The following is a 14,611-nucleotide window of genomic DNA, read 5'->3' as shown; positions in this document are numbered from 1 at the left end:
TAATAAATCTCATTATCAACTTCATGTGCGTTACTCATTATATTATGCGAATTTGGCACAAATTTATTTTGCTTTGCTGCTGTTGGTGGCTCTCTAGTGCTTTGGCCTGGGCAAGTCCAGATTATCAGCAGTGGGTCAATGATATCCAATCCCGTCTCGATAAAACCTCTCAGTTGTACCAACAGCATAATAATGATGAAGCTCGTACCACGGTACAAATGGCATATTTTGAAGTTTTTGAAAATCTGGAAGGGCCGATCCGCATCAATATTTCGGCGCAGAAAAGTTATCAAATGGAAGCGGCTTTTGGTGAAATCCGGCGCATGATTGGCGAGGGGAAGCCACAAGCTGAGGTTGATAATAAAATTAACTGGCTTAAGGGTGAGCTGGCCGCTGTGCTACCGGTATTGACCGGTGGCCATAAACTCACCGCCGAGCAGCAACATGCCGCTTATGAAAACAGTGACATCGCGGTCTACTGGCAGCAGAGTTTCAAAATCATTGATGACTTATTGGCACAGGCTATCAGTGAATACCAAGATGGCAAATTTGCCGCCGCCAGCCAAAGTGTGCAACAGGCGCACTATCAGGGGTTTAAAAACTCTGAAATGGAGATGTCTGTCCGTGGGAATCGTTCTGCGCAACAGGCCGCGGCGATTAATCAGCAATTTACTGCGCTGATTGATTTAACGCGCAAACCGGATCAAATCACCGAAGTTGCCTACCGTGTTACCGGGCTGCTTCAAACCATTGAAGACACGCTACCGGGTTTGCCGACGACGCGCGAACAGCAACAAGTTACCGCCGACCAGTCTGCTGCTGTAGCAACTACAGCTCCCGATGGGCCAGCAAATGCTGATTGGGCGGCGGTTTCTAGCAAGATAAATCAAGCTATTACCACTGCTATTAGCCAGTACCAGAAAGGGCAAACTACGCCAGCAATGATGTCTGTTCAAGATACCTATTTTGATTTATTTGAAGCCAGTGGTATGGAGAACAAAGTTGGCTCGCGGGATGCGGCGTTTAAATCAACTTTAGAGGGGCATTTCACGCGGTTGGTCAGTTTGATGAAAGCAGGCCAGCCGCTTGAACAGTTACAAACTGAAGCAGCGGCGTTGCAAAAAGATCTGTCCAGCGCGGTTGAGATGCTCGGCGGCGGGGATGAAACTGATTGGAGCCTGTTCATCTACAGCTTGCTCATCATTGTGCGCGAAGGTTTGGAGGCCCTGCTAATTGTGGCGGCGATTGTCGCCTATTTGGTTAAAAACAATCATCACGACAAATTGCCACTGATTCGCCAATCGGTCGTGGTTGCGTTAATCGCCAGTGTGTTAACGGCCTTTGTTTTCCAGTGGTTATTTGCCAATTCAGGGCAAAGTCGCGAGTTACTGGAGGGGTTCACCATGATGATCGCGGTGGTGATGCTGTTCTCCATGAGCTATTGGTTGCTATCCAAAACCGAAGCCCGCCAATGGAAAACTTATCTGGAGGGGAAATTCTCTAAGTCCCTCAGCAGTGGGTCAATGATAGGGTTATGGCTGACCAGTTTCCTGGCGGTTTACCGCGAAGGGGCTGAAACCGTCCTGTTTTATCTGGCCCTGATGGGCGATGCCAGTACCACCAGTGGCCACTTGTCTATTTTAGCCGGGTTTGGTGTCGGCTGCGTCATCTTGCTGGTGGCTTATCTGGTTATGCGCTTTACCGTCGTCAAATTGCCGCTCAAACCATTCTTCATGTTTACCGGTGGCTTTATGTATCTGATGGCATTTGTGTTTGCCGGGAAGAGTGTTCTTGAGTTAATTGAGGGCAAATTGTTTGAACCGACCTTGTTGCCGGGGGTACCTGAAATTAGTTGGTTGGGAGTCTATCCCTATCTGGAAACCTTGATTCCTCAAGGGATATTACTGGTTGCCGCATTGGTTGCTTTATGGGTCATGCAGCGGCGTGGCCGTAAGCTCCAGAGCCGCGGTGTTTCGGCTTCGTAATATCTCAGCTGAGTGGCCCGGCCTGATGCCAGTGTAAATAACGAAGTGTACTTATCATTTGATACCTAAGGGTGTGCTACATGACTATGAAGAAAACGATTATTGCCAGCAGCATCATTGCCAGTATTTTTGCAGCACCGGCTGCTTTTGCTTTTAAAGAGTACCCAGCGGGCGAACCTATCAAAATTAATGATATGGAAATAGCCGCAGTTTACTTACAGCCAATTGATATGGAACCGCGTGGTATGGGGCTGCCGGCCGCGAAAGCGGATATCCATTTAGAAGCGGATATTCATGCAACTGAGGGCAATAAAAATGGTTTTGGTGCTGGCGAATGGATGCCATACCTGACTATTGCATATACCTTGGTAAACACCGATACGGGCGCTAAACAAGAAGGCACTTTCATGCCAATGGTTGCCAGTGATGGCCCACACTATGGTGCTAACATCAAAATGATGGGGGTTGGTAACTATAAAGTGACCTATCATATCAGCGAGCCATCTAAAGCCGGTTTACATCGCCACACCGACAGCGAAACCGGTGTTGGCCGCTGGTGGAAACCTTTTGATGTGAGCTATGACTTCAAATATACCGGCCTGAATTGATAACAAGAGCCGCGATAACCACTACAGCTATCGCGGCTTTGCTTCATGCAAAATGGTCAGTCAATGGTGGTTGTCAGTCTCCTGTCGCCTAATAATGGGGGTTGCAGGATGGTGGCAACTTAAGTGCAATCGGTCGAAAGCCGGTTTGAACAGCATTCATGCTAGCCCGTAGGATGCGCCTCTTTAAGGCCCATTAATGCGCAGGCGCTTACACAAATAAGTGCCTAGAGTGAACAGGGCAGCTAGTGCACATGCAGCTTGAAGTATGACGGATATAAAGTTGAGCAGTGATAGCTGGCAGGTGTTGTGATTCCTCCAAGGTGTGCTAATGAGTTACTTTTTTGTCTCCGTATTACAAGCCTTTTTGCCTGTGGCGTTGTTATTGGGGTTAAGTTGGGCTGTCAGGCCAGCACCGGCGCTAAATAAGGTCGTATGGATAACAATACTCATGGTGGTTATGGGGATGTGGGCCGGAGCCTATTACCCCAAATCGCAGCAATTGCAGTTAGTTCTGGTCGGCATGCAACTCCTCGGGTTGCTGGTGTTTTTGTTAAGTCAATTATCCCAAAGCCGTGCATTAGGTTATTGCTGGCAGTGCTTGTTGGTCGTGGGGGCGGCGTTTAATTGGGGCAATAACCCCAATCTGGGGGCGTTTACCAATACCCATGTCATTAATACTGACTTGCTACTCAATCTGGCCGCCATTGTACTGGCATTCTTTTGGGTCGCCTTTTGTGCGGTATTGTTGTTGATGATGGTTAGGCAGCTATCCTCTGGTCGTTGGCCACTGTTGGTGCTATTAACACTGTTATTGATTTTGCCGCTCAGCGGTGATGCGATGCTATTACTGATGAAGTTGCAGGTGGTGCCGTTAACGAAGTCGCTGCTGAGTTATGTGGCTTTAGTTACTAATGGGCATGCCTGGTTGAACTACTTCAGTGCCTTGCTATTGGCGGTAACGACACTGTGTTATTTAATGCCGCTGCGTCATGCCGGCAAAGTGGTGCGCGCAAATGTGGAACCTATTGCCCACCGCAAAGCACTTGCGGATTACCGTAACGTCCGCAGAATCTTCGTTTTCGCCATCCTGGCATGGGGCGTGGTCGTGGGCGCCCAACTGTACTGGGATAAAGTTGCCTCTCAGCCCCCTCAGTTATCGGAAGCTTTACCCGTCACGCTCGCCGCAGACGGCCTGGTTCATATTCCTGTCGAGCAAGTGCGGGATGGTAATCTGCACCGATTTGTTTGGCTGGCTGATGATGGTAAAGCTGTCCGCTTCTTTGTCATCAATCGTTATCCAGACCGCTTGCGCCTTAGCGTGGTCTTTGACGCCTGTTTATTATGTGGCGATCAGGGCTATGTGATGGAGGGTAATCAAGTGATTTGTGTGGCCTGCGCGGTGCATATTTTTATTCCCTCTATCGGTAAAGCAGGGGGATGCAATCCGATTCCGCTGGAAGATTGGCAGAGTGACGATAAAGAATTGCTTATCTCTAAAGCGTCACTTGAGGCGGGGGTCAATTATTTCACGACCGTGGTTACTCTGGATGTAATTGATCCCGTGGATAAATCCCATCTAACTAACCAAAAAGCCGAGTATAAATACCGTTATGGGGATAAAACCTATTTCTTCTCATCCGAGGTGAATTACAACCGCTTTCGCGACCATCCAGAGCAATTTGTCACCCCGGTTATCAGTGCTGAAGACAGTGACGCACAGGAGAATCCGTAATTATGTTGTGGCGTATGCTCAAGCAGTCTTGGTTCAGAAATGTCCGGCGTAAATCGCTGGCAGTTTTTACGGTGTTTTTGGCCGCAGGGCTCATTTCTTCACTGTTGGCGGTCTCAATCGATATTGGCGACAAAATGTCCCGTGAGTTGAAATCTTATGGGGCAAATATTCTGATTGAACCCGCCGGTCAGGTCGCTCTGCCATCACTGTTTGGTGAAAAAAGCAACCCGCTAACCGGGCAGGATTTTCTGGATCAAGCTGAGTTACCCAATATTAAGGATATTTTTTGGCGTAACAATATTGTCGGTTTTGCCCCATTACTGAGTGGTGAAACCGAGGTCAATGGCCAGAATATCCCGCTATTAGGGACTTATTTTAATCAGCCGGTTGATGTGCCTGATGAAGAGGATTATCACACCGGGCAGCAAATCATTAGCCCTTATTGGCAAGTTAATGGGCGCTGGCCACAAGAGCCGGTCAACGCCGGTGCGACTGAAGTTGAAGCTTTGCTCGGTAAACAATTAGCCCAACAAACCGGCTGGAAAACGGGCGATGAGTTGCATCTCAACGGCGTTGCTGGCCCGTTAGTCGTGAAAATAAGCGGCGTGCTTAGCAGCGGTGGCGAAGAAGAGGGGCGTTTGGTGTTGCCGCTTGCCGCGGTTCAGTCGCTGCTCGGGTTGGCAGGGAAAATTCAGGCTATCAGGGTTTCGGCCCTAACCGTGCCGGAAAACGAATTATCGCGTAAAGCCCGCGAAAATCTTGAGGCCCTCAATGCAGAAGAGTATGACCTGTGGTATTGCACCGCCTATGTTTCCTCCATTGCCCACCAATTAGAAGAGGCGATATCAGGTTCAGTGGTGCGGCCTATTTGGCAAGTTGCGGCATCCGAAGGGCTGGTGATTGAAAAAATACAGTTATTGCTGGCGGTGGTGACATTGGCCGCGTTAATTGCAGCGGCAATGGGGATTGCGTCACTGATGACCAGCACGATTATGGAGCGGGCAAAAGAGATTGGTTTAATGAAAGCCTTGGGCGCACGGCAGTGGCAAATCTTGATGTTGTTTTATCTTGAGGCGGCAATCAGCGGCCTAATCGGTGGGTTAGCGGGGTGTGTGGCCGGGTGGGGGTTGGCAAAAACTATTGGTCTCATGTTATTTGGCACGCCGCTAAGTTTCGCCTGGATGGTCGTGCCTTGCGTGCTGGTTATCTCTGTTTTGATTGCCGTGATTGGAACCTGGTTCCCCGCCCGTCGAATTGCGCGTCTTTACCCGGTGGAGGTGCTCTATGGCCGTTAATCAGCGGGGCGCTCAGCATAAAGGGCTGGATGGCATGTTCTGGCGCTTAGTTTTGCGTGCATTGCGTCTTCGCATGCAGCGAGTCAGTGTTGTGTTTGCCGCATTGACGGTCGGCGCGGCGATTGTCACCGCAATGTCAGCTGTTTATTTTGATATTAACGCCAAAATGAGTCAGGAATTGCGCACCTTTGGTGCCAATTTTTACATTGGCCCCGGGCACGGCAATGCATTTAAACAGGCGCGATTTCAACCCATTATTGATGCTGCCCCGCAAGGGCTTATCAACGCCTCAAGCCCCTATATTTATGGCATGGCAAGGACTGAGCTGGAAAAAGTGGTGCTGATGGGGGTGTGGTTTGAGTCTTTGCAGCAACTGGTGCCTTATTGGCAAGTGACGGGGAACTGGATTGGTGTCAGTTTTGATGACCGCAATGCCATGATTGGCGTCAAACTTGCGGAGCGCTTGCACGTCAAAGTCGGGGATTCTCTCACACTGGTGAATGGCAGTGAGCGCCAGCGTTTGCAAGTTAAGGGCATCGTGGAAGCAGGGGATGCCACGGATAATATGTTGATCGTCAATCTGGAGTTGGCGCAGAAATGGCTCAATCAGCCGGGGCATATCAGTAATGCGCTATTGAGTGTTAGCAATGATGTGGGGCAGGTTGAAACCTTTGCCAGCCATCTGCGTGAGCAATATCCAGATCTTGAAATCAGGCCAATTCGCAAGGTTTCAGCCTCTGAGGGGCAGGTGCTTGATAAGATTAAAGGCCTAATGGGGTTGGTCTCTGTGGTTATCCTTATCCTGTCATCTTTGTGTGTCAACACCACGCTGATGGCGATAGTGAGCGAGCGCGCGAAAGAGTTTGCATTGCAAAAAGCGTTGGGAGCCAGTGGTGGCGATATTATTCGTCAGATGCTAACCGAAACGTTGATTATCTCACTGGCCGCCGCCGTCTGTGGCGCTCTGCTCGGTTATCTGCTGGCACAAGTATTGGGGCAGACAGTATTTAGCGCGGCAATTGCTTTGCGTGCGCCGGTATTGCCATTGACGCTGATTTTGTCACTGTTAGTGGCCGCGGTGGCGGCAATTGTTCCCACTCGCCGGGCTATTCATATTGAACCCGCTAAAGTCCTGAAAGGAGAGTAGTAAATGACATCGCCACTAACACGGGTGGTACCTGAGAACGCCACGGATGCGGTTATTGAAACCCGACATTTGTATAAGCGTTTCGGGCAAGTGACGGCGCTGGAAGACATTAATATCCGCATTAAGCGCGGTGAGTTTGTGGCGATTATGGGGGCATCCGGTTCAGGTAAAACCACATTAATGAATATTCTCACTTGCCTGGATACTGTCACTGAGGGGCAGGTATTGCTTGATGGTATTGATGCCGCGGGGCTTGATGAAGAGGGGCGCAGGAAGTTCCGGGCCGACAAAATAGGCTTGGTTTTCCAGCAATTTCACCTTATTCCTTATCTGACTGCGCTCGAGAACATCATGCTGGCGCAGCATTATCACAGTGTGGTGGATGAGGCTGCGGCCCGGCAGGTATTGGAGCAAGTGGGGATGACGCCACGGATGGGGCATTTGCCGAGCCAGCTTTCTGGCGGTGAGCAGCAGCGGGTCTGTATTGCCCGTGCACTAGTCAATCAGCCACCCATTATTTTTGCTGATGAGCCAACGGGTAACCTTGATGAAGAGAATGAGCAACGGGTATTGGATCTGCTCAACCATATCCATCGTCAAGGGCGAACCATTGTGATGGTCACCCACAACCCTGATTTAGGCTGTGTTGCTGACCGGATAATCCGGCTCCAACATGGTAAATATCTTAATGAAGAGAGTCGTCATCATGTGGCGTAATCGAGTCAAAATAGTGAGTTTATGTGCATTGCTAGTGCTACTCAGTGCCTGCAAGCAAGAGGAGGTGGCGGTAGGGGAAATTGCCCCCCCACTGGCGGCCTATGATCTACAAGGTAAACCTGTCGCGCTCGAACAATGGAAAGGAAAACAGGTTTATCTTAATTTCTGGTCGGCAAGTTGTGGCGGTTGCCTTGCGGAGATGGCCGCTTTGGATAAACTCAGCCAGCAGTACCCGCAGGATATCGTGGTGGTGGCTATCAATACCGATCCACAACAGGTTGATATCAGCCCGCTATTAGCACAACGTAATATCAGTTATCCGGTTATTCGTGATCAACTGGGCATCACGCAAGAGCGCTATCAGGTCATCGGCACACCAACATCTTTTATGATTGATCGTAACGGCAAGGTCACTGAGTTACATCAGGGCGCACGTAATGAAAAGGATCTGACCCTATTGTTCCAACAATGGGCCACGGGGGCATAATGAAAGTCTTGTTGCTGGCTATGTGTATGGTGGTGTTCAGCAGCTCAGCCTTGTCTGCCGCTGACGGTGAACATCTCTATAAACAAACCTGTTCAAGTTGCCATGGGCGTTTAGCTGATCGCAAAGGTTTGGATAAAGCCCCGCCATTGATATCGTTATCCCGCGATGAGATTGTCGATGGTCTTACCGCCCGGCGTGATGGCAAGATTATCGGCAGAGGTAATAAAGCCAAAGCCCATCTTACAGATGATGATATTCAAGAATTGGCGAGTCATATTGAGAGCTTAAAAGCGGTTAAGTCTGCAACCCCATAATCTGTTCTCAAATGATACCCTGCTGATTTAATGGGTTAGCACCGCTTCAACACGACAGTGCGCGCCCCGCGTGGACAGCTTCATTTCATCAGACTTATGCTGTACTATATGTTGCATATTAAATGCACCTTTAAATTATCTGAGGAATATCAGCATGGAAAATACATCAGCCTTGCTTTGCTATAAGCAGCTACCGGTCTGGAATAGTGCTGGCGTGCCCGCGATGTTTCGTGAACAGCACAATACCAAAGCAGGGACATGGGCCAAACTGACTATTCTCAGTGGGGAGATGGAGTTTTTTATCCTTGATAAAGCAGGTCATACGCTGGAAAGACATTCATTCTCTTGTGAGCATCAACCGCCGTTTATTGAGCCACAAGTCTGGCACCGTATTGCCGCGTGTTCAGATGACCTGCAATGCCAACTCAGTTTTTATTGTACGCCGGAAGATTTTTATCATAAGAAATATCATTTAACCCCAACCCATTCAGAAGTGATTGAGGCGGTGAAAACGGTCCGGCCCGGTAAAGCGCTGGATTTAGGCTGTGGTTCTGGGCGTAATTCGCTGTATCTGAATTTATTAGGTTTTGATGTGACCGCCGTGGATAAGAATGGCGACAGTATTCGTCACTTACAACAGCTTATTGAGCAGGAAGAACTGCAAAACATCAGCGCCAGCAGTTATAACATCAATGAAGCTAGTCTGGATAATCACTATGACTTTATTCTCTCAACAGTGGTGTTGATGTTCCTACAGCCAGAAAGAATTCCATATATTATCAATAATATGCAAGAGTGTACTCTCGCGGGTGGCTATAATTTAATTATCTCGGCTATGTCAACTGATGACTTCCCTTGCACCGTGCCTTTTTCCTTTACATTAAAGTCTGGTGAATTAAGCCAGTACTATAAAGATTGGGATATTATTAAATACAATGAAGATGTTGGGCAATTACATAAGACGGATGCCGAGGGCAACCGGATAAAATTGCGCTTTGCGACTCTTTTGGCGAAAAAACCGTCAATATAGTGAAATGTTTTTTAGTATTGAATGCTGTTGAGAATTATTAATTAACTTCATTGATAATCATTATCACTGAGTGTAATAATAAGTCCATATAGGTTCCGTGGAGTATGGATTGTGTCGAATACGGCTGAAGTGATTTACCCTTCAACAACGGCGATCTCTGATGAGATAGCCCGTTTGTTCGCCAGAACATTCGTGCACTTCTCGGAATCGTTTTATGTCGATGTTACTGAGATACCTAAAGAAAGTGTATTGTTGCCACAGTGGGCTACTGAGCAGAGTTTGCCACTGTTGATGCAAAACTACGAAGATTCCTATTACAGTGGCACTGAACTTAAGCCGAATCATAAAGCGCTGTATTCGTTATGGGGGCAGTGGTATTTCGGTTTGGTTATTCCACCAATGATTTTGATGTTGCTGGCATTGCCCGCAATGATAGATACCCGCCCGGAAAGAGTTCGAATCAAGTTTCACCCCACAGGGCGGCCGGAAGCTATTTATTATCAACATCGTTGGTTGGATAAATCGCCGTCATCTTTACTGGAGCGGCTCTATTTATTACTCGATCATCATATTATTCCGGTTATGGCGGAAATAGAGCGCCAGCCAAGAGCGAACGTCCGGCTAATATGGAATAATATTGGCTACTTGATATTTTGGTATCTGCACGAATTTGTTAACAAGTTAGGCCCCATTGAAGCCTATGACACTACCATTGAACATCTATTTCTCACTTCAAGTTTGCCTGATGGGCGAGATAATCCTCTCTATCGTACTGTTATTCCACGTAATGATGCAATGGAGCGCCGCACTTGTTGCCAACGTAATAAACTGCCGGGCGTCGGCAGTTGCCTTGATTGCCCGTTAGAATCTCGAGCATAACCGGTATATGATTCAACTTACAGATAAAGTAAGTCTTGAAGGATACTATTGGTGGATAAAGAAAAAATTGCCCATTTAGATGCTGTCGGGCACAAAGCTCGTGAGGTCATGGAACGAGAGGGGATTGATGCTCTGGTCGTCACCGTATGTGATAACTTTTATTACCTAACCGGCTTTGCCAGCTTCTTTATGTATACCTTCCGGCACACCGGTGCCGCCATTGCAATCATGTTTCGTGATGAGAGCATACCATCTCAAGTCATCATGAATGAGTTTGAAGCCGCCAGTAGCCACTTTGATATGCCCAATATGGAACTGAACACCTTCCCGGTATGGGTTGATGTTGATGACCCGCGTGACCCACTCCATTATCAGAAAAAGCACGAACGCCCTATCGGCCCTCCGGTTGCGGCGGTTTTTGGTTTAGTGAAGAAGGCCCTTGAACGCGCGGGGGTGCTGGATAAAACTATTGCTATTGAACTGCACGCCATGTCTAACGGGGGTAAAAATGTGTTAGATAAAGTGGCTCCTGGGTTAACGCTGGTTGATTCAACGCCGCTGTTCAATGAAATCCGCATGATCAAAAGCCCGTGGGAAATTGAACATCTGCGCAAAAGTGCTGAAATTACTGAATACGGTATCGCCAGTGCGGCTAAACATATCAGAGTGGGGTGCACCGCAGTAGAATTAACCGCTGCATTTAAAGCGGCAGTAATGAGTTTTCCGCAGACGAATTTTTCTCGCTTTAATCTTATTTCTGTCGGCGATAACTTTTCACCTAAAATGTTCGCTGATGAGACACCGGCCAAGCTTGGCGATGTTATTAAATTTGACTGCGGGGTCGATGTTGCGGGCTATGGCGCTGATCTTGCCAGAACCTTTGTTTTGGGGGAACCGGACGAACTCACGCAAAAGATTTATGACACTATCAGAGCCGGGCATGAACATATGTTATCCATGGTGGCTCCAGGTGTTAAGTTAAAAGATGTGTTCGATTCAACCATGGATTTCATTAAAAAGTCGGGTTTACCCCATTATAATCGCGGCCACCTTGGTCATGGGGATGGCGTATTTTTAGGATTGGAAGAAGCGCCTTTTGTTAGTACATTGGCAACGGAAACCTTTCTTCCTGGGATGGTATTAAGCCTCGAAACACCGTATTACGGAATTGGAATTGGCTCCATCATGTTGGAGGATATGATTCTCATTACCAATAATGGCTATGAGTTTTTAAGTAAATTGGATCGCGATTTACGTCAGTATAATTAATCCATATATCACCTTTCACTTGATTTGAATTAAATTTTTTCTAAATAGACTCTCGTGATTTTTTGTAGGGTCTATTTTTAATTTTCACTATGGCGTGGCAGATGTTATCTATTGGAGAGTGAAATTTTAATATGAAACAGGTAGTTAAAGTTCAATTGAGTGATGATTTTAAGTTGATATTATTTTGCTGGCGTTATTATAGAATGAAATCATTCTGTATTTTATTATAACGATCGTGATAATCGCTCTCTCGCCATGATGTGATTTTGCCGATATAAAAATATTTTGGGGAATTAAAATTTTATGTAGCTAATTTCTCCATATACAGCTTAAAAATCAAATTTTGCAATCTTTTAACAGAACACTGTATCGCGACATTGCTTTAGTGAAAATATTTAGTCTTTAAATCTTGCCTTTTGGTGGAATATTTGACTAAGATTAATCTCAAAGCACTCTAAATTGACGCCTATTATACACTTCTGCCTCTATTAATCGCTGAAATAACAATATTCTATAATAACTCGACAATAGTATTTTCTTTCAACTATCCTATGTAACATGTTGTAATACATTCTAAGGACTTCATTTCATCATAATTCCATAATGAAAAATGGATGTTCGTGAAGTAGCTTTTCTTGAAAATCAAACAAGTTGCTGGCTTAAGGGTTATATAATGTATAACGCATTTACGACACTACTGCGCCCGTTGCACCGGCACAGAATGACTTTATTAGCGCTATTAATTTCCGGCCTCTCAGTTAATCCAGTTTTGGCAGAAACACAATATGATTCATTAATCATCAAAGCCAGAGCTGGGGATACCGCACCGGTGCTCGATTATTTACAAAAAGAAGCTAAAGCCGGGCCACTTAATAGTGGTCAGGTCGATGACTGGTTGCAAATTGCGGGGTGGGCTGGGCGTGATCAGGAGGTTATTGATGTGTATGAGAGATATCATTCCTCAATGAATCTCTCCTCGCGGGGGCTGGCTTCTGCGGCCCGAGCATATCGTAATGAAAAGCGTTGGGATCAAGCCCTGGCATTGTGGCAAAGCAGTTTAAAGAAAGACCCCACCAACCCTGATCTTATTACCGGTATGATCATGACCCAGGCTGATTCGGGCCGTGGCGGTGCGGCGTTACAACAGGCAAAAGAGTTGGCTGAGCGTAACCCTTCCGCGCAAAATTATATGACACTGTCTTATCTCAACCGTGCCACCAATCGCAACTATGATGCATTGCAAGCTTCCAGCGAAGCAGTACGGTTAGCCCCTGAATCTGATGAGGTTTTAAGAAATCATCTTGAGATTTTGCAACGAAACCGGATTGTTGACCCTGCATTACAGCTCGCCAAAGAGAACCCGAAATTAGTTTCAGCAGAAGAGTATCGGCAACTTGAGCGAGATGCTGCCGCGGAACAAGTGCGTATGGCGGTATTACCAACGCGCAGTGAAACTGAACGTTTTTATATTGCCGATCAGGCATTGGCGGATTATCAGGATTTATTAACACGTTGGAGCAAAGAGCCAGAGGCTCAGGCCGATTACCAGCGGGCGCGAATTGATAGACTCGGCGCATTATTGGTTCGTCGTCATACCGAAGAACTGATTAAAGAATATGAAAGTATGGAAGCTGAAGGCTACAAAATGCCTGACTATGCGCGTCGCTGGGCGGCTTCCGCGTATATTGACCGCCGGATGCCGGAAAAGGCCGCGCCAATTCTAGCCAGTTTGTATTACGCCGATGGTAAAACCTTCCGCAACAGTGATGATTTGCTGGATGCCGATGATCTCTATTACGCACTCAATGAAAGTGAGCAATTAGATAAGGCGCATCAATTCGCTAAGAACTATAGCGAACAAACGCCTTATCAAGTTGGGGTGTATGGTTTGCCGGGGAAAGAGCCGAATGATGATTGGATGGAGGGTCAGACGCTATTGGTGCAATCCCTGGTGGCGCTCAATGACCTGCCTGCAGCACAGAAAAAGCTGGAGACATTATCCAGTACCGCCCCGGCTAACCAGAATTTACGTATTGCCTTAGCCGGTGTTTATCTGGCGAGGGATTTACCACGCAAATCTGAACAAGAATTGAAGGCGGTAGAATCATTGGCACCTCGGAGCCTGATTTTAGAGCGCGCACAGGCTGAAACGGCGATGGATTTGCAGGAATGGCGTCAAATGGAGCTGTTAACGGATGATGTGATTGCTCGCTCGCCCGAAGATGTTCCATCACAAGAGTTAGATCGCCAACGTAAAATTCATAATATGTATGAATTGCGCGTGACAGGTAACCGAACGATTTCCTCGAATAGCCCGGTCAGTGGCAATAAAGACTACGGTGTTGAAACTCTGCTTTATAGTCCGCCTATTGCCGATAACTGGCGGGTATTCGGCGGCGGTAGTTATAACAATGCGCAATTTGAAGAGGGCACCGGCATTAATCGTGTTATGCGATTAGGTGGTGAGTGGACTTCTCGCGACCACTGGGTTGAGGCGGAGGTAAATAACCAGAATTATGGTTTTGGTAATAAGACCGGCGCACGTTTATCGACTTGGTATGATTTTAATGATCACTGGCGGGTGGGGGGACAAGTTGAAAGATTGGCGAAAGATACTCCTCTGCGGGCCTTAAAAAATAACATCTACGCCAACAGTGCTTCAGCTTTTGTGCTCTGGAAAGCCGATGACCGCCGTGATGTCGAATTTAATGTGACACCGTCAGATTTTTCGGATGGTAACAAACGTTGGGAATATGAGCTGAATGGACGTCAGCGTATCTGGACAGGGCCTTACCTGACCGCAGATTTCAATCTGGGCTTGGCGGCGAGCACCAACACCAAAGAAGACGTGATTTATTATAACCCGAAGCGTGATTTTACCTATCTTCCTGCGGTGACGATAAATCACATTATGTATCGTCATTATAAAACAATCTGGAGCCAGCAAGTGCAACTCGGTGTCGGTGGCTACTGGGAGAAAAACTACGGAAATGGCTTGGTCACAACAGCCAGTTATGGGCAACGGGTTCAATGGAATGATGTTGTTGATACTGGCGTCGCCGTGACCTATGACAAGCGCCCCTATGATGGCACCCGTGAGCATGATCTCTCGCTCGCTTTTGATTTGAATTACCGTTTCTAAGGGACG

General features: G+C 47.2%; 12 protein-coding genes. All 12 read left to right on the top strand.

Annotation, left to right across the window (positions count from 1 at the left end; translation table 11 throughout):
* Nucleotides 1-44: 44 nt before the first annotated feature.
* The 12 genes from D5F51_RS10065 to pgaA all read left to right on the top strand — a co-directional run bounded on the left by D5F51_RS10065 (nucleotide 45) and on the right by pgaA (nucleotide 14,605).
* Nucleotides 45-1,985 carry an FTR1 family iron permease gene (locus D5F51_RS10065; protein WP_129196482.1) on the top strand — a complete coding sequence of 647 codons (1,941 nt, stop codon included), beginning with the start codon at nucleotides 45-47 and terminating at the stop codon, nucleotides 1,983-1,985.
* An 80-nt stretch (nucleotides 1,986-2,065) separates the two neighbouring features.
* The gene (locus D5F51_RS10060; protein WP_004390794.1) at nucleotides 2,066-2,593 is read left to right on the top strand and encodes an iron transporter; all 528 of its coding nucleotides are present in this window, start codon (nucleotides 2,066-2,068) and stop codon (nucleotides 2,591-2,593) included.
* 328 nt (nucleotides 2,594-2,921) lie between these two features.
* Nucleotides 2,922-4,325 (top strand): Fe-S-containing protein, encoded by a 1,404-nt coding sequence (locus D5F51_RS10055; RefSeq protein WP_129196480.1) that lies wholly within the window; start codon nucleotides 2,922-2,924, stop codon nucleotides 4,323-4,325.
* 2 nt (nucleotides 4,326-4,327) lie between these two features.
* Nucleotides 4,328-5,620, top strand: coding sequence for an ABC transporter permease (locus D5F51_RS10050; protein ID WP_129196478.1), 1,293 nt, complete (start codon nucleotides 4,328-4,330; stop codon nucleotides 5,618-5,620).
* Nucleotides 5,621-5,654: 34 nt separating this feature from the next.
* Nucleotides 5,655-6,767, top strand: coding sequence for an ABC transporter permease (locus tag D5F51_RS10045; protein WP_186368150.1), 1,113 nt, complete (start codon nucleotides 5,655-5,657; stop codon nucleotides 6,765-6,767).
* Nucleotides 6,768-6,770: 3 nt separating this feature from the next.
* On the top strand, nucleotides 6,771-7,484 hold the full coding sequence (locus tag D5F51_RS10040) for an ABC transporter ATP-binding protein (RefSeq protein ID WP_129196474.1): 714 nt from the start codon (nucleotides 6,771-6,773) through the stop codon (nucleotides 7,482-7,484).
* Nucleotides 7,474-7,971, top strand: coding sequence for a TlpA family protein disulfide reductase (locus D5F51_RS10035; protein ID WP_129199302.1), 498 nt, complete (start codon nucleotides 7,474-7,476; stop codon nucleotides 7,969-7,971). Before D5F51_RS10040 ends, D5F51_RS10035 begins: the two co-directional genes overlap by 11 nt.
* Nucleotides 7,971-8,285 carry a c-type cytochrome gene (locus D5F51_RS10030; RefSeq protein ID WP_129196472.1) on the top strand — a complete coding sequence of 105 codons (315 nt, stop codon included), beginning with the start codon at nucleotides 7,971-7,973 and terminating at the stop codon, nucleotides 8,283-8,285. Before D5F51_RS10035 ends, D5F51_RS10030 begins: the two co-directional genes overlap by 1 nt.
* 154 nt (nucleotides 8,286-8,439) lie before the next feature.
* Nucleotides 8,440-9,315: an SAM-dependent methyltransferase TehB gene (gene tehB, locus D5F51_RS10025; protein WP_129196470.1), complete on the top strand. Its 876-nt coding sequence runs from the start codon at nucleotides 8,440-8,442 to the stop codon at nucleotides 9,313-9,315.
* A gap of 111 nt (nucleotides 9,316-9,426) precedes the next feature.
* Complete coding sequence (gene fhuF, locus D5F51_RS10020; RefSeq protein ID WP_129196468.1) at nucleotides 9,427-10,194, top strand: siderophore-iron reductase FhuF; 768 nt, start codon at nucleotides 9,427-9,429, stop codon at nucleotides 10,192-10,194.
* Between the two features lie 51 nt (nucleotides 10,195-10,245).
* On the top strand, nucleotides 10,246-11,463 hold the full coding sequence (locus D5F51_RS10015) for a M24 family metallopeptidase (protein ID WP_129196466.1): 1,218 nt from the start codon (nucleotides 10,246-10,248) through the stop codon (nucleotides 11,461-11,463).
* A gap of 673 nt (nucleotides 11,464-12,136) precedes the next feature.
* The gene (gene pgaA, locus D5F51_RS10010; protein ID WP_129196464.1) at nucleotides 12,137-14,605 is read left to right on the top strand and encodes a poly-beta-1,6 N-acetyl-D-glucosamine export porin PgaA; all 2,469 of its coding nucleotides are present in this window, start codon (nucleotides 12,137-12,139) and stop codon (nucleotides 14,603-14,605) included.
* Nucleotides 14,606-14,611: the final 6 nt, after the last annotated feature.

This window comes from Yersinia hibernica, from assembly GCF_004124235.1.
GTDB classification, from domain to species: Bacteria; Pseudomonadota; Gammaproteobacteria; order Enterobacterales; family Enterobacteriaceae; genus Yersinia; species Yersinia hibernica.
Note: the sequence above shows the minus strand (reverse complement) of the source record. Positions and strands in the feature narration are given on the sequence as shown.

Excerpts from the sequence above, each read along its gene's own strand:
- D5F51_RS10065 (WP_129196482.1), top strand. The coding sequence starts at position 45 with ATGCGAATTTGGCACAAATTTATTTTGCTTTGCTGCTGTTGGTGGCTC.
- D5F51_RS10040 (WP_129196474.1), top strand. The coding sequence starts at position 6,771 with ATGACATCGCCACTAACACGGGTGGTACCTGAGAACGCCACGGATGCG.
- D5F51_RS10050 (WP_129196478.1), top strand. The coding sequence starts at position 4,328 with ATGTTGTGGCGTATGCTCAAGCAGTCTTGGTTCAGAAATGTCCGGCGT.
- D5F51_RS10055 (WP_129196480.1), top strand. The coding sequence starts at position 2,922 with ATGAGTTACTTTTTTGTCTCCGTATTACAAGCCTTTTTGCCTGTGGCG.
- pgaA (WP_129196464.1), top strand. The coding sequence starts at position 12,137 with ATGTATAACGCATTTACGACACTACTGCGCCCGTTGCACCGGCACAGA.
- tehB (WP_129196470.1), top strand. The coding sequence starts at position 8,440 with ATGGAAAATACATCAGCCTTGCTTTGCTATAAGCAGCTACCGGTCTGG.
- D5F51_RS10060 (WP_004390794.1), top strand. The coding sequence starts at position 2,066 with ATGACTATGAAGAAAACGATTATTGCCAGCAGCATCATTGCCAGTATT.
- D5F51_RS10030 (WP_129196472.1), top strand. The coding sequence starts at position 7,971 with ATGAAAGTCTTGTTGCTGGCTATGTGTATGGTGGTGTTCAGCAGCTCA.
- D5F51_RS10045 (WP_186368150.1), top strand. The coding sequence starts at position 5,655 with ATGTTCTGGCGCTTAGTTTTGCGTGCATTGCGTCTTCGCATGCAGCGA.
- D5F51_RS10035 (WP_129199302.1), top strand. The coding sequence starts at position 7,474 with ATGTGGCGTAATCGAGTCAAAATAGTGAGTTTATGTGCATTGCTAGTG.